Annotated in this window: 14 protein-coding genes and 3 rRNA genes; 14 read left to right on the top strand and 3 right to left on the bottom strand. The window is 68.0% G+C overall.

From position 1 onward, the window contains the following. The first annotated feature begins 29 nt into the window (after window positions 1-29). The 13 genes from J2S59_RS18825 to J2S59_RS18765 all read left to right on the top strand — a co-directional run bounded on the left by J2S59_RS18825 (window position 30) and on the right by J2S59_RS18765 (window position 15,344). Window positions 30-1,154: an acyl-CoA dehydrogenase family protein gene (locus J2S59_RS18825; RefSeq protein ID WP_306825393.1), complete on the top strand. Its 1,125-nt coding sequence runs from the start codon at window positions 30-32 to the stop codon at window positions 1,152-1,154. After that, the gene (locus tag J2S59_RS18820) at window positions 1,147-2,352 is read left to right on the top strand and encodes a CaiB/BaiF CoA transferase family protein (protein WP_068116902.1); all 1,206 of its coding nucleotides are present in this window, start codon (window positions 1,147-1,149) and stop codon (window positions 2,350-2,352) included. Before J2S59_RS18825 ends, J2S59_RS18820 begins: the two co-directional genes overlap by 8 nt. Next, window positions 2,349-3,653, top strand: coding sequence for a CaiB/BaiF CoA transferase family protein (locus J2S59_RS18815; RefSeq protein WP_068116900.1), 1,305 nt, complete (start codon window positions 2,349-2,351; stop codon window positions 3,651-3,653). Before J2S59_RS18820 ends, J2S59_RS18815 begins: the two co-directional genes overlap by 4 nt. Before the next feature lie 34 nt (window positions 3,654-3,687). Continuing rightward, complete coding sequence (locus tag J2S59_RS18810; RefSeq protein WP_220138277.1) at window positions 3,688-4,203, top strand: MaoC family dehydratase; 516 nt, start codon at window positions 3,688-3,690, stop codon at window positions 4,201-4,203. A 10-nt stretch (window positions 4,204-4,213) separates the two neighbouring features. Continuing rightward, window positions 4,214-4,663 carry a hotdog family protein gene (locus tag J2S59_RS18805; RefSeq protein WP_068116896.1) on the top strand — a complete coding sequence of 150 codons (450 nt, stop codon included), beginning with the start codon at window positions 4,214-4,216 and terminating at the stop codon, window positions 4,661-4,663. Continuing rightward, window positions 4,663-5,865 carry a thiolase family protein gene (locus J2S59_RS18800; RefSeq protein WP_068116895.1) on the top strand — a complete coding sequence of 401 codons (1,203 nt, stop codon included), beginning with the start codon at window positions 4,663-4,665 and terminating at the stop codon, window positions 5,863-5,865. The genes J2S59_RS18805 and J2S59_RS18800 overlap by 1 nt, the downstream gene beginning before the upstream one ends. An 8-nt stretch (window positions 5,866-5,873) precedes the next feature. After that, window positions 5,874-6,296 carry a Zn-ribbon domain-containing OB-fold protein gene (locus J2S59_RS18795; protein WP_068116894.1) on the top strand — a complete coding sequence of 141 codons (423 nt, stop codon included), beginning with the start codon at window positions 5,874-5,876 and terminating at the stop codon, window positions 6,294-6,296. A 131-nt stretch (window positions 6,297-6,427) separates the two neighbouring features. After that, window positions 6,428-8,047, top strand: coding sequence for an ABC transporter substrate-binding protein (locus tag J2S59_RS18790; RefSeq protein ID WP_181641490.1), 1,620 nt, complete (start codon window positions 6,428-6,430; stop codon window positions 8,045-8,047). A 672-nt stretch (window positions 8,048-8,719) separates the two neighbouring features. After that, window positions 8,720-10,237 (top strand): 16S ribosomal RNA (locus tag J2S59_RS18785). Between the two features lie 374 nt (window positions 10,238-10,611). After that, window positions 10,612-13,714: ribosomal RNA gene (locus J2S59_RS18780) — 23S ribosomal RNA — on the top strand. A gap of 71 nt (window positions 13,715-13,785) precedes the next feature. Beyond that, a 5S ribosomal RNA gene (gene rrf, locus J2S59_RS18775) occupies window positions 13,786-13,902 on the top strand. Together the 16S, 23S and 5S rRNA genes form the textbook arrangement of a ribosomal RNA operon. A gap of 81 nt (window positions 13,903-13,983) precedes the next feature. After that, complete coding sequence (locus J2S59_RS18770; RefSeq protein ID WP_181641577.1) at window positions 13,984-14,868, top strand: tetratricopeptide repeat protein; 885 nt, start codon at window positions 13,984-13,986, stop codon at window positions 14,866-14,868. A gap of 113 nt (window positions 14,869-14,981) precedes the next feature. Next, entirely contained in the window at window positions 14,982-15,344 is a 363-nt protein-coding gene (locus J2S59_RS18765) for a single-stranded DNA-binding protein (RefSeq protein ID WP_068117704.1), read from the top strand. A 22-nt stretch (window positions 15,345-15,366) separates the two neighbouring features. Here the strand turns inward: J2S59_RS18765 and J2S59_RS18760 are convergent, their stop codons facing one another. From J2S59_RS18760 to J2S59_RS18750, 3 genes are read right to left on the bottom strand one after another with little or no spacing between them, the layout of a single operon-like run. Further along, the gene (locus J2S59_RS18760) at window positions 15,367-17,019 is read right to left on the bottom strand and encodes a flavin-containing monooxygenase (protein ID WP_068117690.1); all 1,653 of its coding nucleotides are present in this window, start codon (window positions 17,017-17,019) and stop codon (window positions 15,367-15,369) included. Beyond that, window positions 17,016-17,957, bottom strand: coding sequence for an alpha/beta hydrolase (locus tag J2S59_RS18755; protein WP_068117686.1), 942 nt, complete (start codon window positions 17,955-17,957; stop codon window positions 17,016-17,018). The genes J2S59_RS18760 and J2S59_RS18755 overlap by 4 nt, the downstream gene beginning before the upstream one ends. Window positions 17,958-18,004: 47 nt before the next feature. Next, window positions 18,005-19,423, bottom strand: a complete 1,419-nt coding sequence (locus J2S59_RS18750) for an aldehyde dehydrogenase family protein (protein WP_068117683.1) — start codon at window positions 19,421-19,423, stop codon at window positions 18,005-18,007. 80 nt (window positions 19,424-19,503) lie between these two features. Here J2S59_RS18750 and J2S59_RS18745 point away from each other — a divergent pair, with 80 nt between their 5' ends. Further along, a complete protein-coding gene (locus J2S59_RS18745; protein WP_220138307.1) occupies window positions 19,504-20,670 on the top strand; it encodes a Zn-dependent alcohol dehydrogenase in 1,167 nt (388 codons plus the stop codon). Window positions 20,671-20,673 lie beyond the last annotated feature (3 nt).

Genomic DNA, 20,673 nt, shown 5'->3' with positions numbered 1-20,673 from the left:
CCGACTGAAGACCTGAGAGAGGACCCGACGTGAAGCTGGTGGCCACGGAGGAGGAGCGCGACCTCGCTGCGGCGATGCGCGACCTCTTCGCCACGCACTGCCCGACCACGCTGGTGCGCGCGCTGCGCGAGCCCGGCGGCGAGCGGTTCCCGCAGAAGCTGTGGGAGGCGCTGACCCGGGCGGAGGTGTTCGCCCTGCCGTTCGGCGAGGACGTCGGCGGATCCGGCGGGACCCTCGACGACCTCGCGGTGGTGTACGCCGAGGCCGGCCGCGCGCTGTGCCCGAGCATCGTGCTCAACACGCTGCACCTCGGTCTCGCCATCGACGCGCTCGCGGGGCCCGAGCAGCGCGCCGCGGTGCTGGCGCCGCTGGTCCGTGGCGAGCTGCGGGGGAGCGTGGCGCTCGCCAGCCCGTACGACGCCGGTGACGTCCGCCCGGTGCTGCGCGCCGAGCGCGTAACTGAGGGGGTGCGCGTCTCGGGCCGGGTCGACCACGTCGGCGACGCCGACCTGGCCGACCGGCTCCTGGTCACGGCGGAGCTCGCGACCTACGGGGAGCCGGCCAGGACCATCGCGCTGCTGCTCGACCCGAGCGCGCCGGGCGTGACCCGCACGGCACTGCCGACCAGCGACGGCGACCGCGGACACGCGGTCGAGCTCGACGGGGTGGCCGTCGCGACCGACTCCGTCATCGAGGACGTCGACCTCGCGACCCTGCGCCGGGTGGCGCTGACCGTGCGGGCGCTGCAGTGCGTCGACATGGCCGCGGGCGCCGAGGCCGTGATCGAGCGGACCGTCGCCCACACCACCTCGCGCGAGCAGTTCGGCCGGGCGATCGGCTCGTTCCAGGCCGCGCAGCACCTCGTGGCCGACATGCACATCGCCACCCAGGCCGCGCGTCTGGCCGCGCGCAGCGCGGTCTTCTGGCTCGGCCGCGGCAGGCCCGGACAGCGCGAGACCGCCGTCGCGGTGCTGAAGGCCGCCACGGCGTACCGCCGGGTGACGCTCGACGCCCACCAGCTGCACGGCGGCATGGGCTACGTGCTCGAGACCGACCTGCACCTGTGGTCCGAGCGCGCCCGCCGCCTCGGCGTGGAGGGCGGCGGCCCGGACGCGGCCGCCGGCTGGATCGAGGAGGCGATCGGCCTTGTCTGAGCAGACGACCGACCCGATCTCTGGGCAGCAGCAGGCGCTCGCGGGCCTGCGCGTCCTCGACCTGAGCCGGTGGGTCGCCGGTGAGTACGCCACCAAGCTCTTCGCTGACTTCGGTGCCGACGTCGTCAAGGTCGAGAAGCCGGGCGAGGGCAGCCTCACGCGGGCCTGGGGGCCGTTCCCCGACGACGTGCCGGACCCCGAGCGCAGCGCGCTCTTCCTGCATCTCAACACCAACAAGCGCTCCGTCGCACTCGACCTCACCGATGCCGACGACCGGGCGGTCCTGCTCGGTCTGGTCCGCGACGCCGACGCGCTCGTCGAGTCCTTCCGCCCCGGCCATCTCGAGGCGCTGGGGCTCGGACCCGAGGTGCTGCGCGAGCTCAACCCCCGCCTGGTGATCACCCGGATCAGCGCGTTCGGCCAGACCGGGCCGTGGCGCGACCGGGAGGCCAGCGGCCTGGTGCTGCAGGCGGCCGGCGGGCCGATGCACGCCACCGGCCAGGCCGACCGGTCCCCGCTGCGCAAGCCGGGCCTGCTGGAGCACTACACGGTCGGGCGCAGCGCCGGCCAGGCGACGATGGGTGCGCTGCTGCGCGCCCGGCGCACCGGTCGCGGTGCCGTGCTCGACATCTCCGGCCAGGAGGTGCTGCTCGCCGGCGCCGACCGGCGCGCGTCGTACCTGCTGTCGGCGTCGTACTCCGGCATCACCGCACCGCGCGGCGCCCGCAGCCCGCACCGGCACGGCGCGACCTTCACCGGACCGTTCCGCGCGGCCGACGGGTTCGTCATGGTCTACGTCACCAACCAGGCCTTCTGGAACCGGTTCGTCCACCTGGTCGGTGCCGAGGACGAGGCGTTCCGGGAGCGCTACCTCGACCGACAGACCGTGATGGACGCCGACCGCGACGACTTCATGGCCTACGTCGCGCAGTGGATCGCGAAGCGGCCCAAGATCGAGGTGATGGAGGCGGCCGAGGCCGCCCGGATCCCGGTGACCGCCTATCTGTCGGTCTCCGAGGTCCTGGCCCACCCGCACTTCCGCGAGCGCGGGGCCTTCGTCGAGGCCGAGCACCCGGTGGCCGGGCGGTTGGAGTACGCCGGCCCGCCGTGGCGGATGGATCGCGGCTACGCCCTGCGCTGCACCGCACCCCTGCTGGACCAGCACGGCGACGCCGTGCGTGAGGAGGCCCTGTCGTGAGCGCGCCGTACACCCCCGACCCGGACCTGCCCCTGAGCGGGGTCCGCGTCATCGACCTCACCGTCGTGTGGTCCGGGCCGGGCTCCACCGCGCTGTTGGGGGACCTGGGCGCCGAGGTCATCCGGGTCGAGGGCAACGACCGGGTCAGCCGGCAGGTGTCGGCGCGGACGACCAAGGAGTCGATCGCCAAGACCGGCTATCACGGGGGCACCTATCCCGACAAGGATCCCGGCGAGCGCCCCTACGACCGCTCCGCGCTGTTCAACTGGCACGCGCGCAACAAGCTCGCGGCGTGCATGAACCTCGACACCCCGGAGGGGCACGAGGCGTTCCTGGAGCTGGTCGCCGTCAGCGACGTGCTGGTGGAGAACAACTCCAACGGCGTGCTCGAGAAGCTCGGCATCGGCCACGAGCGGCTGCTCGAGGTCAACCCGCGGCTGATCGTGGCGCGGATGCCACCCCTCGGCATGAGCGGGCCGATGAGCAACTACCTCGGCTACGGACCCAACTTCAACAGCCTGGTGGGCATCGCCGCGATGGACGGCTACGAGGGCGAGGAGCCCGACTCCGCCGGCGAGAACTACCACATGGACGAGGCCGCCCCCGCGGGTCTGGCCTTCGCCGTCATGGCGAAGCTGTGGGACCGCGAGACGACCGGTCAGGGCGGCCTGATCGAGTTCGCCCAGGCCGAGACGGTGATGGCCGAGATCGGCGAGTTCGTCCTCGACCACCAGCTCAACGGCAGGGACCCCGCGGTGCTCGGCAACGGCGACCCGTGGGTGGTCCAGGACGTCGTACGCGTGGTGGGGGAGGACGCCTGGGTCGCCTGGAGCATCCGCGACGACCGCGACTGGGCCGGGTTGCTCGGCGTCCCCGGCCTGGGTGACGACCCGCGGCTTCCTGGCGTCGACGCGGACGCGGAGACCCGGCGCGCGTCGACCGTGGAGATCCGCGCCGCCGTCGCCGACTGGGCGGCGGACCGCACCGCCGACGAGGTCGTCGAGGCCCTGGTCGCCCGGCGGGTGCCGGTGGCCGAGGTGGTGACCGAGCCGCAGCTGCTCGCCGACGAGCACCTCGCCGCGCGGGCGTGGTGGCGCGAGCGCAACCACCCGTCGGTGGGCACCCACCGCTACCCGGGCCATCCGTGGCGCGCCGATGACTTCGACCTCGCCTTCGGCCGGCCGGTGCCGGGCTTCGGCGAGGACAACGAGCACGTCTACCTGGCCGTCCTGGGCTGGCCCCGCGAGCGCTACGACGCCCTCGTGGAGCGCGGCCTCATCACCGACCGCCAGCTGGCCTGACGCCCGCCGGCACCCCCTTGATCGAAGGAGAGCAGTGAGCACGAGCAGCACGCAGACCCCGGACCTGATCCCGCCCGAGGCGCTCGAGCAGGTCGGCGAGGTCGTGGCGACCAAGACCGGCGCGGTCGACCAGCGGGAGTGGCAGCGCTGGGCAGTCGCCGTCGGCGACCACAACCCGCTGTGGTTCGACGCCGACCACGCCCGCGCCCACGGCTACGACGACGTGATCGCCCCGCCGCTCTACGTCCAGTACGCCGTCCTGGGGGTGACCCGTCTCGACGAGCTGCGTCCCGACGGCTCTTCGGGAGCGTCGTCGGGCAACCTCGCGTTCCCCGCCGCGCCGAAGCGGATGGCTGGTGGGGAGAGCACGACCTTCCACGCGCCGTGCTACCACCGCGACGAGATCACGATGGAGCGCCGCGTCGAGTCGATCGTGCAGAAGCAGGGCCGCTCCGGCGCCTTCGTGCTCGTCACCTGGCGCACGACGTACACCAACCAGCGCTCCGAGCTGGTGGCCGAGGCCACCACCTCGATGATCGCGCGGCCGTGAGGAGGACGAGATGACCACGAGCACGACCCAGCTGTACTTCGAGGACGTCGCCGAGGGCGACGAGGTCACCCCGCTGACGGTGACCCCCGACGCGACCCAGCTGTTCTTCTTCAGCGCCGCGACCTACAACGGCCACCGCATCCACTACGACCGGACGTGGGCCGTCGACGTCGAGGGCTACCCCGACGTGCTCGTGCACGGTCCGCTGCAGTCGGCCCTGCTCTCGCGCGCCGTGACCGACTGGATCGGCGGGCACGGTCGCCTGGTGAGCTTCTCGGCGCAGAACCGCGCCGTGGCCCACCCCGGCCAGGAGCTGACCTTCGGTGGCCGGGTGTCCGGCGTACGCGTGGAGGAGGGCCGGGGTCTGGTCGACCTGGAGCTCGCCGGGCGCCGGGGCGAGGACGTGCTGATGCCGGGGACCGCCACCGTCGAGCTGCCCCTGCGTGGGAGCGCCGGCTGATGGGGCTGCGTGGTGAGGCCGCGATCATCGGGATCGCGGAGCTGCCGGCGGAGAAGAAGCAGAGCGGACCGGCCCGCTTCACGCTCGAGCAGTACGCCGAGCTCGCCAAGCTGGTCATCGACGACGCCGGCGTGCCGGCATCGGTGGTCAACGGCCTGGTCACCCACGGGATCCAGGAGTCCGACATGTTCGCCCCGGCGACGCTGTCGGAGTACCTCGGCCTGCCGGTCGACTTCGGCGAGCGGGTCGACCTGGGTGGAGCCACGTCGGCGGGCATGGTCTGGCGCGCCGCCGCCGCGGTCGAGCTCGGGATCTGCGACGCGGTGCTGTGCGTCGTGCCCGGCTCGATGATCCTGCCGCGCGCCGCCGAGCCGAAGCCGCCCGCGCAGCCGCTGTGGATGGGTGCCTCGAGCGGCAAGTACGGCTCGCCCCAGGCGGAGTTCGAGATCCCCTACGGCAACGTCGGCCAGAACGCGCCGTACGCCCAGATCGCCCGGCGCTACGCCGCGGAGTTCGGCTACGACCCGCGCGCGACGGCCAAGATCGCCGTCGACCAGCGCACCAACGCCTGCGCCCACCCCGGTGCGGCGTTCCATGGCAAGCCGATCACGGTCGACGACGTGCTTGCGAGCCCGATGATCGCCGACCCGATCCACATGCTCGAGGTCGTCATGCGGGTCCAGGGCGGGACCGCGGTGCTGGTCGGCAACGCCGACGTGGCGCGCCGGTCGAAGAACCGTCCGGTGTGGATCAAGGGGTTCGGCGAGCACGTCGCGTTCAAGACCCCGACGTACGCCGAGGACCTGGTGCGCACGCCGATCGCACGCGCGGCCGACAAGGCGTTCGCGATGGCGGGCCTGGAGCGCAGCGACGTCGACATGGCCTCGATCTACGACTGCTACACGATCACCGTGCTGATGAGCCTCGAGGACGCGGGGTTCTGCGAGAAGGGCACCGGAATGTCGTGGGTGCTCGAGCACGACCTGACCTTCCGCGGGGACTTCCCCGTCAACACGGCCGGGGGACAGCTGTCGTTCGGACAGGCGGGGATGGCCGGGGGCATGCACCACGTCGTGGACGCGGCGCGGCAGCTGATGGGGCGCTCCGCGGACGCCCAGGTCGCCGACTGCAACACGGCGTTCGTCTCGGGCAACGGCGGCATCATGAGCGAGCAGGTCGCCCTCCTGCTCCAGGGCGAGTGAGGACGACCATGACCACGACGACGACCGAAGCGATCCCCCTTCCGGAGCCGACCCCGGTCTCCCGTCCCTTCTGGGACGGGCTGGCCGAGGAGAAGATCCGGATCCAGTACTCCCCGTCGCTGGGCGCGTATGTCTTCTACCCGCGGCTGTTGGCGCCCGGGACGCTCGCCGACGACCTCGAGTGGCGCGAGATCAGTGGCCTCGGGACCCTGCACACGTTCACCGTGGCCGACCGCCCGACGGCACCGCCGTGGGCAGACCACGTGCCGCAGGTGCTCGCCGTGGTCGAGTGGGACGAGGGACCGCGGATCAGCACGGAGATCGTCGAGGCGGATCCCGCGCAGCTGGAGGTCGGCATGCGGGTGCAGCCGGTCTTCTGCCCGGTCCCGGAGGCCGGGATCACCCTCCTGCGCTACCGCCCGGCCACGTAGAAACGCCCACCAGCGTGGCGAGCGCCACTCCGCGCTCCCACTGACATGAACTAGTTCACATCGAAATATGACGCGTCGTTAGTGTCGCGCCCATCGACCCCGACGCCTCGGGGTGCAACACAGGAGGAAGCATGAAGCGACTCAGGACCGGGCTCCGGCCCGCAGTGGCGCTCGTCGCAGCGGCACTGGTGCTCACCGCGTGCGGTGGCGGCTCCGACGACGACCAGGACTCGAACGCCGCGCCCGAGCAGGGCTCGTTCGAGTACGTCGATGGCATGTTCGGACCCGAGGACGACGCCAGTGACCCCCAGCAGGGCGGGACATTGACCTACGCGGCGTACTCCGAGGCCCGCAGCCTCGACCCCGCGGTCTCCATCGCCGCCGCCTCGACCGGCGGTATCGAGATGGCCGCGCTCTACGACGTGCTCATGCGCTACGACGCGGAGAGCGAGGAATTCGTCCCGCAGCTCGCCGAGGGCCTCGAGAGCAACGACGACCTCACCGAGTGGACGCTGACGCTGCGCGAGGGCGTGGAGTTCTCCGACGGCACCCCGCTCGACGCCCAGGCCGTCGCCGACAGCCAGGAGCGCTACTACTCCCACACGGCGCCCGACGCCGGTCTGTGGAACGCCAACATCGCGTCGGTCGACGTCCAGGACCCGCGCACCGTCGTCTACACGATGAAGCAGCCCTTCGCCTGGTTCGACTCGCTGCTCGCCAGCGGTCCGGGCATGATCGTCGCGGAGGCCGCCGGCCCCGTCGGTGACGCGTTCAAGCCGGTCGGTGCCGGTCCGTTCGTCCTCGAGCGGCAGCGCGCGGGCGAGGAGCTGGTCCTCGCCGCCAACGAGAACTACTGGAACGGTCGCCCCCACCTCGACGAGCTCCGCTTCGTCTTCCTGGGAGAGCAGACGACGGTCCAGGACTCCTTCGAGAGCGGCAGCATCCAGGCCGGCTACTTCCGTGACCCCGACGTCGTCGACCCGGTCCTCGAGAGCGGCGTGCGCGGCTACTCCAACCTCGTCGCCATCAGCGACACCGCCCTGATCAACGGCACCGAGGGTCGCCCCGGCGCCGACGTCCGGGTCCGCAAGGCGATGCAGCTGGCGCTGGCCCCGGAGATGGTCCGGACCCGCGTGTACGACGGTCACGGCATGGCGAGCGCCCGGATCTTCCCGGAGTACTCGCGCTGGTACGCCGAGGACGTCGACGTCCTCGAGCCGGACGTGGAGGAGGCCAAGACGCTCCTCGAGGAGGCCAAGGCCGACGGGTACGACGGCAAGATCACCTACCTCGACTCCAACACCTCCGCGGGTCGTGACACCGGCCAGGTCGCCAAGTCCGCTCTGGAGGCCGTCGGCTTCGAGGTCGACATCGAGCTGCTCCCGACCGTCACCGACCTCATCAACCGGATGGCCGTCGAGCGTGACTACGACTTCGCCGGCTGGGGTCTGAACTACCGCGAGGCCGACCCGTTCTCCAAGCTGTTCACCACGCTGCACAGCACGGCCACGCAGACCTACGGGATGCCGACCAGCCCGGAGATGGACGCGGCGCTGGAGAAGCTCCAGGGTGCCCAGGACGACGCCACCGCCCAGGAGGCGCTCGCCGAGGTCCAGGAGGCCTACAACGAGACCGTGCCGTTCCTGACCTGGATGCCGTTCGCCGAGCTCAGCGCCTGGGCCGACAACGTCCACGGCGTCAAGGGTGCAGCCAACTCGATCGTCTTGTTCGACGAAGCGTGGATGGACTGACCACCGTCCCTCGCAGCACCTGTTCCACCGCTTGCACCGATCGCCCGGCAGCCCCCTGGCTGCCGGGCGATCGGCGTCCGGGGGAGGCGCCAGAGCCGGCGTCGAGCCGGCGCACGGTCGCCCCAGGGGCGGGGTTGCACGGCGATGGGACCCCCGATTTGCGAACCGCCCCGCGGGTGCGTACTGTTCTCTCTTGTCGCCACGGAGCGGCGGGACGCAAGGCCGAAAGGCCGGGCGGCCGGCCCCGGGAGACCAGCTTCCACCAGTTCCACTCCATCGAGATCGATGAGGCGCGCTCCGGCCCGCTTGACTCGAGATCGACGCGTGCTGAGACGGTGGGGGAGCCGAACAGCAGCCCGGTTTGACCCGGGCCCGCCAAGTCGGTAAGTTTGATCGGGTTGCCCCGCGACGAAGGCCGAGAGGCTGGGACGTGGGCGCGCTTGATCCTTGAGAACTCAACAGTGTGCTAAAAGTCGACGAATTAATTTGTAACGCCCCGTCGGCATCTTCCGGTGGCTGCTCTCTTTTTGGGGGTGGTTGTTGATAGGTGTTGACGGTTCCTTTGGTAAGACGCTTGGCATGGGCCTTTTGGTTTGTGTCGGGTTTTTCTTGCCGGGATACTCCTAAATGGTCGATGGACTGCTCGTTTCGGCGGGTGGGCATCAGCATTTTTCTATGGAGAGTTTGATCCTGGCTCAGGACGAACGCTGGCGGCGTGCTTAACACATGCAAGTCGAGCGGTAAGGCTCCTTCGGGAGTACACGAGCGGCGAACGGGTGAGTAACACGTGAGCAATCTGCCCTTCACTTCGGGATAACCACCGGAAACGGTGGCTAATACCGGATATGACCACTTCAGGCATCTGATGGTGGTGGAAAGTTCTGGCGGTGGAGGATGAGCTCGCGGCCTATCAGCTTGTTGGTGGGGTAATGGCCTACCAAGGCAACGACGGGTAGCCGGCCTGAGAGGGTGACCGGCCACACTGGGACTGAGACACGGCCCAGACTCCTACGGGAGGCAGCAGTGGGGAATATTGGACAATGGGCGAAAGCCTGATCCAGCAACGCCGCGTGAGGGATGACTGCCTTCGGGTTGTAAACCTCTTTCAGTAGGGACGAAGCGCAAGTGACGGTACCTACAGAAGAAGCACCGGCCAACTACGTGCCAGCAGCCGCGGTAATACGTAGGGTGCGAGCGTTGTCCGGAATTATTGGGCGTAAAGGGCTCGTAGGCGGTTTGTCGCGTCGGGAGTGAAAACTCAGGGCTTAACCCTGAGCCTGCTTCCGATACGGGCAGACTAGAGGTATGCAGGGGAGAACGGAATTCCTGGTGTAGCGGTGAAATGCGCAGATATCAGGAGGAACACCGGTGGCGAAGGCGGTTCTCTGGGCATTACCTGACGCTGAGGAGCGAAAGTGTGGGGAGCGAACAGGATTAGATACCCTGGTAGTCCACACCGTAAACGTTGGGCGCTAGGTGTGGGGCTCATTCCACGAGTTCCGTGCCGCAGCTAACGCATTAAGCGCCCCGCCTGGGGAGTACGGCCGCAAGGCTAAAACTCAAAGGAATTGACGGGGGCCCGCACAAGCGGCGGAGCATGCGGATTAATTCGATGCAACGCGAAGAACCTTACCTGGGTTTGACATATGCCGGAAAGCCGTAGAGATACGGCCCCTTTTAGTCGGTATACAGGTGGTGCATGGCTGTCGTCAGCTCGTGTCGTGAGATGTTGGGTTAAGTCCCGCAACGAGCGCAACCCTCGTCTTATGTTGCCAGCACGTTATGGTGGGGACTCATAAGAGACTGCCGGGGTCAACTCGGAGGAAGGTGGGGATGACGTCAAGTCATCATGCCCCTTATGTCCAGGGCTTCACGCATGCTACAATGGCCGGTACAAAGGGCTGCGATACCGTAAGGTGGAGCGAATCCCAAAAAGCCGGTCTCAGTTCGGATTGGGGTCTGCAACTCGACCCCATGAAGTCGGAGTCGCTAGTAATCGCAGATCAGCAACGCTGCGGTGAATACGTTCCCGGGCCTTGTACACACCGCCCGTCACGTCACGAAAGTCGGCAACACCCGAAGCCGGTGGCCCAACCCTTGTGGAGGGAGCCGTCGAAGGTGGGGCTGGCGATTGGGACGAAGTCGTAACAAGGTAGCCGTACCGGAAGGTGCGGCTGGATCACCTCCTTTCTAAGGAGCATTTGTATGGGAGGCTTACCGGTTAGCCGGTGGTCTCTCCAGACATGTTGGTTTCGAGGGCGAATGTTCCTCGGCTGGCATTGCTCACTAGTGGAACGTCGATTATTTGGTCGCGCTGTGAGGCGCTTCGTCAGTACAGCCGCCTCGCTTCCTTTGGGGAGTGGGGTGGAGTGGAACCTCGAAGCTTCGAGCAGTTCGGTCTAGCACACTGTTGGGTCCTGAGGGATCGAGATTCTTCGATCGCCTCGTCGGGCCATCAGCGCCATGAACTGTTGCTCCCTGTGGGGGGTGGTAAGCGTGGAGTTGGCTGGTGGTGCCGCCCGTATCTTGAGAACTACACAGTGGACGCGAGCATCTTTGTAGAACGACAAGCTACTAAGAGCACATGGTGGATGCCTTGGCACCAAGAGCCGATGAAGGACGTAGGAGCCTGCGATAAGCCCCGGGGAGTTGGCAACCGAGCTGTGATCCGGGGATTTCCGAATGGGGAAACCCAGCTGGAGTCATGTCCAGTTACCTCTGCCTGAACACATAGGGCAGTTGGAGGGAACGTGGGGAAGTGAAACATCTCAGTACCCACAGGAAGAGAAAACAAGAGTGATTCCGAGAGTAGTGGCGAGCGAAATCGGAACAGGCCAAACCAGTTGCGTGTGATAGCCGGCAGGCGTTGCGTGACTGGGGTTGTGGGGCCGTCTTGTTGGTTCTGCCGAACCAACGCAGAGTAAGAAACCATCGTTGAAGTTGAAGTGGATTGGAAAGTCCCGGCGTAGAGGGTGATACCCCCGTACACGTAAGACGATGGCTCTGAGACGTCACCCCAAGTAACACGGAACCCCTGAAATTCCGTGTGAATCTGGCGGGACCACCCGTTAAGCCTAAATACTCCTTGGTGACCGATAGCGGACAAGTACCGTGAGGGAAAGGTGAAAAGTACCCCTGGCGGGGAGTGAAATAGTACCTGAAACCATGTGCTTACAATCCGTTGGAGCGAGATCTTTGGATCTTGTGACAGCGTGCCTTTTGAAGAATGAGCCTGCGAGTTAGCGTTGTGTTGCGAGGTTAACCCGTGTGGGGAAGCCGTAGCGAAAGCGAGTCCGAATAGGGCGTTTGAGTAGCGCGACCTAGACCCGAAGCGGAGTGATCTATCCATGGGCAGGTTGAAGCGCGGGTAAGACCGCGTGGAGGACCGAACCCACTTAGGTTGAAAACTGAGGGGATGACCTGTGGATAGGGGTGAAAGGCCAATCAAACTCCGTGATAGCTGGTTCTCGCCGAAATGCATTTAGGTGCAGCGTCGCGTGTTTCTTACCGGAGGTAGAGCACTGGATGGTCTAGGGGGCCCACAAGCTTACCGAAATCAACCAAACTCCGAATGCCGGTAAGTGAGAGCGCGGCAGTGAGACTGCGGGGGATAAGCTCCGTAGTCGAGAGGGAAACAGCCCAGACCATCAGCTAAGGTCCCTAAGCGATAACTAAGTGGAAAAGGATGTGGAGTCGCAAAGACAACCAGGAGGTTGGCTTAGAAGCAGCCACCCTTGAAAGAGTGCGTAATAGCTCACTGGTCAAGTGATTCCGCGCCGACAATGTAGCGGGGCTCAAGTTATCCACCGAAGCTATGGCATTCACATATTAAGCTAGGCCTTTGTGGTCCAGGTGTGTGGATGGGTAGGCGAGCGTCGTGTGGCGGGTGAAGCGGCGGTGTGAACCAGTCGTGGACGCTACACGAGTGAGAATGCAGGCATGAGTAGCGAAAGAAGAGTGAGAAACTCTTCCGCCGAATGATCAAGGGTTCCAGGGTCAAGCTAATCTGCCCTGGGTAAGTCGGGACCTAAGGCGAGGCCGACAGGCGTAGTCGATGGACAACGGGTTGATATTCCCGTACCGGCAAAATAGCGCCCATGGCGAACCTAGTGATGCTAAGTGCCCGAAACCATCATTGATCCTTCGGGACGATGGTGGCGGAGCGCATGACCCGAACTAGTAGTAGCCAAGCGATGGGGTGACGCAGGAAGGTAGTCCAACCGTGGCGATGGTAGTCCACGGCTAAGAGTGTAGGGCGATGAGTAGGCAAATCCGCTCATCATGTGCCTGAGACTCGATGGGGAGTCCTTTTGGACGAAGTGGATGATCCTATGCTGTCGAGAAAAACCTCTAGCGAGCTATGCGCCGCCCGTACCCCAAACCGACTCAGGTGATCAGGTAGAGAATACTAAGGCGATCGAGTGAACCATGGTTAAGGAACTCGGCAAAATGCCCCCGTAACTTCGGGAGAAGGGGGGCCGGATCCGTGAACCACCTTGCGTGGGGAAGCGGTGATGGCCGCAGAGACCAGGCCCAAGCGACTGTTTACTAAAAACACAGGTCCGTGCGAAGTCGTAAGACGATGTATACGGACTGACTCCTGCCCGGTGCTGGAAGGTTAAGGGGACGTGTTAGCACTTTGTGCGAAGCGCAGAACTTAAGCCCCAGTAAACGGCGGTGGTAACTATAACCATCCTAAGGTAGCGAAATTCCTTGTCGGGTAAGTTCCGACCTGCACGAATGGAGTAACGACTTGGGCGCTGTCTCAACCATGGACTCGGCGAAATTGCATTACGAGTAAAGATGCTCGTTACGCGCGGCAGGACGGAAAGACCCCGGGACCTTTACTACAATTTGGTATTGGTGTTTGGTTCGGCTTGTGTAGGATAGGTGGGAGGCTGTGAAGCGGCGACGCCAGTTGTCGTGGAGCCATCGTTGAAATACCACTCTGGTCGTACTAGATGTCTAACCTAGGTCCGTTATCCGGATCAGGGACAGTGCCTGATGGGTAGTTTAACTGGGGCGGTTGCCTCCTAAAATGTAACGGAGGCGCTCAAAGGTTCCCTCAGCCTGGTTGGCAATCAGGTTTCGAGTGTAAGTGCACAAGGGAGCTTGACTGTGAGAGTGACAGCTCGAGCAGGGACGAAAGTCGGAACTAGTGATCCGGCGCTGGCATGTGGAAGCGGCGTCGCTCAACGGATAAAAGGTACCCCGGGGATAACAGGCTGATCTTCCCCAAGAGTCCATATCGACGGGATGGTTTGGCACCTCGATGTCGGCTCGTCGCATCCTGGGGCTGGAGTAGGTCCCAAGGGTTGGGCTGTTCGCCCATTAAAGCGGCACGCGAGCTGGGTTTAGAACGTCGTGAGACAGTTCGGTCCCTATCCGCCGCGCGCGCAGGAGTCTTGAGAAAGGCTGCCCCTAGTACGAGAGGACCGGGGTGGACGAACCTCTGGTGTGCCAGTTGTTCTGCCAAGAGCACGGCTGGTTAGCTACGTTCGGAAGTGATAACCGCTGAAAGCATCTAAGCGGGAAGCACGTTTCAAGATGAGGACTCCCACCGGGTTAACCGGGTAAGGCCCCCAGTAGACGACTGGGTTGATAGGCCGGAGGTGTACAGCAGTAATGCCTAGCCGACCGGTACTAATAGGCCGAGGGCTTGTCTCTCAAAGATGTTGCGCGTCCACTGTGTGGTTCCCGAGTTGCGGTCGGTGAACCGATCGACAATTCCATAGAGTTTCGGCGGCCATAGCGATGGGGAAATACCCGGCGCCATTCCGAACCCGGAAGTCAAGCCCTTCAGCGCCGATGGTACTGCGACCGGGAGGTCGTGGGAGAGTAGGACGTCGCCGGACAATTCTTTGGTAGAGGCCACCCCTTTGGGGTGGCCTCTACGCTTTTCAGCACACCTCAAGAGGATTCAAAGGAGATGCCCGATGCCAGCCGATCGTCGTCCGTCTGCAAACGGCAACCCCCGCAAGCGCGGCGGAGGCGCACCCCAGGGCAGGGACGAGGGCCGCGGGCGCGGTGGCCCCGGTGGTCGGGGCGGCCCGCAGCGTGGGTCGTCCAGCGCCGGACGCCCGAGCGATCGCCGCGAGCGACCCGACCGTCGTGACGCCGAGTCGCGCTCGGACTCGCAGGCGAAGTACGACGGTCCGCCGATCCCCGAGGCCATCACGGGCAAGGAGCTCGACCGCAACGTCTACGCCCAGCTGAAGGGTCTGCCGGAGAAGCTTGCCGCGCGGGTGGCGCGCCACCTCGCCGCGGCCGGCATGCTCATCGACGAGGACCCGCGCACGGCGTACGAGCACACGCTCGCCGCCCGCGCCCGGGCCGCGCGCGTGGCGATCGTGCGCGAGGCGTGTGGCGAGGCGGCGTACGCCGCAGGGGAGTACGCCGAGGCGCTCTCCGAGCTCCGTGCCGCCCGCCGGATGAACGGCGTCAACGACTACCTGCCGATCATGGCCGACTGTGAGCGTGCCCTGGGGCGCCCGGACCGCGCCCTGAAGCTGGCGCAGTCGCCGTCGGTGCCGAACCTCCCCGTGGGGCTCAAGGCCGAGATGACGATCGTCGAGGCCGGGGCCCGGCGCGACCGCGGCGAGGTCGACGCCGCGTTGCGGACGCTGGAGCAGGCGCCGCTGTCGAGCACCCACCGTGAGTCGTGGGTCGCCCGGCTGCGCTACGCCTATGCCGACGCCCTGCTGGCGGCAGGCCGCGAGGAAGAGGCGCTGGAGTGGTTCCACCGCGCCGACGCCGCGGACCGCGAGCAGGCCACCGACGCCGCTGCACGGGCCGAGCAGCTCGAGCGCGACCGGGGCTGACCCGGGTCGCTCGTCGTCCCCAGGCGCGCATCCTCCGATCGCGTCCACAGCCGGCGCCGGACTGGCGAGCGTGGAGACGCCGGTCGACCACGCTCCGCGTGGAGGTGGTCGACATGACGATGCAGAACCCAGACCCGGACGAGGCGTGCACGGTGCACCTTCGTGGCCGGGTCTCCGGCGAGCCTGAGCACCGGGTGCTGCCCAGCGGCGACGAGCTGTGGACCGTCCGGGTGGTCGTACGCCGCCCGCCCGGCGACGTACGCGCGGGCGGACCCGTCTCGGACTGGATCGGCTGCACCGCCCGCAGCGGCGCCGCGCGGCGCTCGGTGCAGTCCTGGCGCGACGGTGACGCCGTCGAGGTCGAGGGCGCCCTGCGGCGGCACTACTACCGCTCCGGCACGGGTGCCGCCCTCAGCCTCGTCGAGGTCGAAGTGGCGCGTGCCCGCCGCCGACGACGGGCCGTGCCGCCGCCCTGAGGCGCCGGCACGACACCGTTGGTCAGGTCGTGCTGGGCGCGCGGAGGGCGAAGCCGGGGTAGCCGTCCGCGGCGATCTTGGCGCAGTGCTCGCGGTAGTAGCCGACGCCGCCGATGTAGGGCAGGAACACGCGCGGCTTGCCGGGGATGTTGGCGCCCATGTACCACGAGTCGGTCTCGGGGTAGAGGGTCGCGCGACCGGCGACCTGGACGTGCTCGGTCCACGCGACCTCGGCGTCGGGCTCGGCCTCGACGACCGCGATGCCCTGCTCCTCCAGATGGGTGAGCAGGTCGGCGACCCACTCGACGTGCTGCTCGATGGAGACGACGGCGTTGCTCAGCGCCGACGGACTCCCGGGGCCGCAGATCATGTACATGTTCGGGAAGCCGGCGGTGGAGATGCCCAGGTAGGTCACCGGGCCGTTCTCCCACTTGTCGGCCAGCCGGGCCCCGTCGCGGCCGCGGATGTCGATGCCGAGGAGCGGGCCGGTCATGGCGTCGTACCCGGTGGCGAAGACCAGCGCGTCGAGCTCGTGCTCGGTGCCGCCGGCGATGATGCCGGTCGCGGTGATGCGCTCGATCGGGTCACGCCGGACGTTGACGAGGGTGACGTTGTCGCGGTTGTAGGTCGCGTAGTAGTTCGTGTCGAGGCAGGGCCGCTTGGTGCCGTAGGCGTAGCCACGAGGGGTGAGGTCGTCGGCGACCTGCGGGTCGTCGACCATCTCGGCGATGCGCTTGCGGACGAACTCCGAGGCGTGGTGGTTGGCCTCGTGGTTGCGCACGGTGTCGTTGTAGGCCTGGAGGATGCCGGTGAGCGTCCCCTCCTCCCACCGCTCGCGGTAGGTCGCCTCGCGCTCCTCGTCACTGACCTCGAGGACGCTCTTGGTGGGCGGCTCGAGCAGGATGCCGTACGACGAGCTGCGCAGCTGCTCGCGCGTGCCCTCGAAGTCCTCGTGGAACTTCCTCACGAATCGCGGGTCCGGGTCACCGTTGCGGGCGGGCAGGGAGAAGTTCGCCGTGCGCTGGAAGACGGTGAGGTGGTCGGCCTGCTCCGCGACCAGCGGGATGAGCTGGATGCCGGAGCTGCCGGTGCCGATGACACCGACGCGCTGCCCGGTGAAGTCGACGGGCTCGTGCGGCCAGGCGCCGGTGTGGTAGGTCGGTCCCGCGAAGTCGTCGCGGCCGAGAATCTGCGGCAGGTTGGTGCTGGACAGCAGGCCGACGCCGAGCACGAGGTGCTGCGCCGAGACGGTCTCACCCTGGTCCGTGGTGACCGTCCAGCGCTCGGTCTCCTCGTCGAAGTGCGCGGACTCGACGCGCGTCGACAACGTGATGTCCCGGCGCAGGTCGAAGCGGTCGGCGACGTGCTGGAGGTAGGCGAGGATCTCGGGCTGCGCGGCGTACCGCTCGCTCCACTGCCATTCCTTCTTCAGGTCCTCGTCGAAGGAGTAGGAGTAGAAGATGCTCTCGATGTCGCAGCGGGCGCCGGGGTAGCGGTTCCAGTACCAGGTGCCGCCGACGTCGTCGCCGGCCTCGAAGACGCGGACGTCGAGGCCGCGCTGGCGCAGCAGATGCAGGGCGTAGAGCCCGGCGAACCCGGCGCCCACGACGACGACGTCGGGACGGTCCGTCCCCGTGCTGGGGCCGGTGCTGGGGCCGGAGGTGGGGGTGCTCATGACTGCTCCTCGTGCGTGGTGGTCAGCAGGGGCTCGAGCTCCGCGGCGACGTGGGCCAGCGCCTCGGCGCCGGCGGGCAGCAGGCCCGACATGGTGAAGAAGCCGTGCATCTGGCCGTCGAAGCGGCGCAGGGTGGTGCGGACGCCGGCGGCACGCAGCTGCTCGGCGTACTTCTCGCCCTCGTCGCGCAGGACGTCGTGCTCGGCGGTGACCACGATCGCCGGCGGCAGGCCGGAGAGGTCGTCGGCGCGGGCGGGGGAGACGTCGGGGTGGTCGCGGTGCTCTGCGTCGACGTAGTGGTCCCAGAACCATTCCAACGTCTGCCGGTTGAGCGCCAGCTGGTTGGCGGGGTCGGTGTAGGACCCGTTGTCGAAGTCGGCCTCGGTGACCGGGTAGACGAGCACCTGGGCCGCGATCGCCGGCCCGCCCTCGTCGCGGGCGCGGCGGGCGATGATCGTGGCCAGGTTGCCGCCGGCGCTGTCGCCGGCGACGACGAGGGGCGAGCCGGCGGGCGCGAGCTCACCGTGGTGCGTGGAGATCCAGCTCAGCACGTCCCAGGCGTCCTCGACCGCTGCGGGCCAGCGGTGCTCAGGAGCGAGCCGGTAGGCACCGAGCACGACCGCGCACCCGGTGCGGACAGCGAGCTCGCGTGCGAGCGTCTCGTGCTCGGCCGGCGAGCCGACGACCCAGCCCCCGCCGTGCAGGTAGAGCAGGACCCCGCGGGGTGACTCCGGGGCCACGAGTCGGCAGGCGGCACTGCCGGCGCGCGTGGGGACCTCGAGGTCCTCGGCGCGCGCGACCTCGGGACCGGTCGGGTACAGCGTCGCCATCCCTGCCATCCGCGCTCGTGCCTCGGCCGGGGTCGTCTCGTGCATGGGTGCGCCGCCCGCCTCGGCGAGCTTGGCGAGCAGTGCGGTGGTGGCAGCGTCGAGTGCCATGAGGAGCTCCTGGAGTCGTGGTCAGGCGGTCTGATCAGGCGGTCTGATCAAGGGGTGGCGGGCGGCTGGATGGACTTGACCTCGAGGAACTCCTCGATGCCGAAACGTCCGTACTCCCGGCCGAGCCCGGACTGCTTGTAGCCGCCGAAGGGCGCCAGCCGGTTGGAGTTGAGGCCGTTGACGTGCACGACGCCCGACCGGATCCGTCGGGCGACGGCGATCGCCCGGTCCTGGTCGCGGCCGAACACGCCGGCGGAGAGGCCGTACTCGGTGGCATTGGCCAGCCGGACGGCGTCGTCGTCGCCGGTGTGGGTCTGGATGGCGAGCACGGGGCCGAAGATCTCCTCACGACCCACGCGCATCTCGGTCGTCACCCGACCGAGGATCACCGGCGCGAGGTGGAACCCGCGCTCGGGCAGGGCGGGGGAGGCGTCGCCATGCTCGACGACCGCGCCCTCCTCCACCGCGGAGGCGAGGTAGCCGGTCACGCGGTCCCACTGGGCGCGCGAGGCGACCGGACCGAGCGTCTCGCCCGGGACGGCCGCCCCGGCCACCTGTCCCGCGATCGCGACGGCCTCGTCGTAGCGCGCCTCGGGCACGATCAGCCGGGTCCATGCCGCGCAGGTCTGGCCGGCGTTCATCAGGCCGAACCCGACGCTCGTGCGGACCGCGGTCGCGAAGCCCTCGTCGTCGAGGTCGTCGAGCAGCACGCTGGGGGACTTGCCACCGAGCTCGAGCGAGAGCCGCTTCAGGGACGCGCCCGCGCCGGACGCGATCGACCGACCGACGGCCGTGGACCCGGTGAAGGAGACCGCGTCGACGCCCGGGTGCGTGGCCAGCGCCGCCCCGACGACCGTGCCGCGGCCGGGGAGCAGCTGCAGCCAGCCCGCCGGGACGCCGGCCTCCTCGGCCGCCTCCATCAGGAGGTACGCCGACAGCGGGGTGGTCTCGGCCGGCTTGAGGATGACCGGGCAGCCGGCGGCCAGCGCCGACCCGATCTTGGTCAGCGACTGGTGCAGGGGGAAGTTCCATGGCGTGATCGCCGCGACGACGCCCATCGGCTCGCGGGCCACGACGATGCCGGCGAGGTGCTCGTCGAAGGCATAGTCCTCCAGCACGTCGATCGTGGTGGCCAGCGTCGCCAGGCCCATCCCGACCTGCACCTGGCGGGAGAACTGCGCCGGAGCGCCCATCTCGGCCGAGATCACCTCAGCGATCTCCTCGGTGCGGGCCGCGATCGCGTCGTGCAGGCCGCGCAGGGCCTTGACCCGCTCCTCCACCGGCCAGGCCGGCTCCTCGTCGAAGACCCGGCGGGCGACCGCGACGGCACGATCGACGTCGACCTCGTCAGCGTGCCGGACGCGGGCGAACACCTCGCCGCTGCGCGGGTCCACCAGCTCGTGGACCTCCGTCCCGTGCGGCTCGACCCAGCGGCCGTCGAGGTGGACCTGGTCCCGTGTCTGCATTGCGCCGTCCTTGACTGGTTGCGGTGTACTAGGTTGAACTATTCCTAAACGACATACATCGAAATGGCAAGGTACTCGCTGTGACGGATGAACTGCTGCAGGCCCCCCTCGCCCTCGAGCCGGGCGCGAGCCGCACCCCCGTGCGGGCCGCCGTGCTCGCTGCGGCCCCCGGTCGCCTGGAGACCGAGGAGCTGCTCCTCGACGACTGGCTCGCCCCCTCCGAGGTGCGCGTGCGGGTGGCCGCCTGCGGGCTGTGCCACTCCGACCTGCACATGATGGAGGCGGAGCTACCGGTGCTCCTGCCCACCGTCGTGGGGCACGAGGTCTCCGGCATCGTCGAGGCCGTTGGCGCGGATGTCACCGACCTGGCGGTCGGGGACTACGTGGTGGCCTGCCTGTCGATGTATTGCGGGCGGTGTCGCGCGTGCGGCGAGGGCCGGACGTTCCTGTGCGAGCGGCGCAACGACCTCGGCCGCGCCGAGCGTCCCGTCCCGCGGCTCGTGCGCGCAGACGGCGAGCCCGTCGGCCAGGTGGCGGGCATCGGAGGCCTGATCGAGCGCACGATCCTGCACCGCAACTCGGTGGTCGCGGTCCCGGCCGAGGTGCCGGCCGATCGCGCCGGGCTGCTCGGCTGCGCGGTGCTCACGGGCTACGGCAGCGTGGTCCACGGTGCGCGCGTGCGCGCCGGCGAGACGGTGGCCGTCATCGGCTGCGGCGGGGTCGGGTTGAACCTCGTGCAGAGCGCCGTGCTCGCCGGTGCCCGCGAGGTCATCGCGGTCGACCTGGGCGCGGCCAAGCTCGAGACCGCCCGCCGGTTCGGCGCGACCCAGGTGATCGACGCCGGCGAGACGGACCCGGTCGCCGCCGTCCAGGCCCTCGTGCCCGGCGGCGTCGACCACGCCTTCGACGTCGTCGGTCGCAGCGCGACCGTCACCCAGGCCGTCGGGATGGTGCGCGCGGGGAGCACGGCGTACGTCGTCGGCATCCCGCCCGTGGGCGAGCAGTTCAACCTCATGGGCATCGGCGTGGTCACGCAGGCCAAGGGCCTGCGGGGCCTGCTCATGGGTGCCAACCACTTCCCGCGTGACATCCCCGCGCTGGCCGACCTCTACCTCCAGGGCCGTCTCGAGCTCGACGCGCTGGTGTCACAGCGGGTCGGTCTCGACGACGTCAACCGCGGCTTCGACCTGATGCGCAGCGGCGAGGCCGCCCGGGTCGTGACCGTCATCGAGCCGGGTCTGCCGTGACCC

The organism is Nocardioides massiliensis, assembly GCF_030811215.1.
Taxonomy (GTDB): Bacteria; Actinomycetota; Actinomycetes; order Propionibacteriales; family Nocardioidaceae; genus Nocardioides_A; species Nocardioides_A massiliensis.
This window is presented reverse-complemented; position numbering and strand designations above follow the sequence as displayed.

Excerpts from the sequence above, each read along its gene's own strand:
- J2S59_RS18795 (WP_068116894.1), top strand. The coding sequence starts at position 5,874 with ATGACCACGACGACGACCGAAGCGATCCCCCTTCCGGAGCCGACCCCG.
- J2S59_RS18805 (WP_068116896.1), top strand. The coding sequence starts at position 4,214 with ATGACCACGAGCACGACCCAGCTGTACTTCGAGGACGTCGCCGAGGGC.
- J2S59_RS18790 (WP_181641490.1), top strand. The coding sequence starts at position 6,428 with ATGAAGCGACTCAGGACCGGGCTCCGGCCCGCAGTGGCGCTCGTCGCA.
- J2S59_RS18750 (WP_068117683.1), bottom strand. The coding sequence starts at position 19,423 with ATGCAGACACGGGACCAGGTCCACCTCGACGGCCGCTGGGTCGAGCCG.
- J2S59_RS18760 (WP_068117690.1), bottom strand. The coding sequence starts at position 17,019 with ATGAGCACCCCCACCTCCGGCCCCAGCACCGGCCCCAGCACGGGGACG.
- J2S59_RS18770 (WP_181641577.1), top strand. The coding sequence starts at position 13,984 with ATGCCAGCCGATCGTCGTCCGTCTGCAAACGGCAACCCCCGCAAGCGC.
- J2S59_RS18765 (WP_068117704.1), top strand. The coding sequence starts at position 14,982 with ATGACGATGCAGAACCCAGACCCGGACGAGGCGTGCACGGTGCACCTT.
- J2S59_RS18800 (WP_068116895.1), top strand. The coding sequence starts at position 4,663 with ATGGGGCTGCGTGGTGAGGCCGCGATCATCGGGATCGCGGAGCTGCCG.
- J2S59_RS18755 (WP_068117686.1), bottom strand. The coding sequence starts at position 17,957 with ATGGCACTCGACGCTGCCACCACCGCACTGCTCGCCAAGCTCGCCGAG.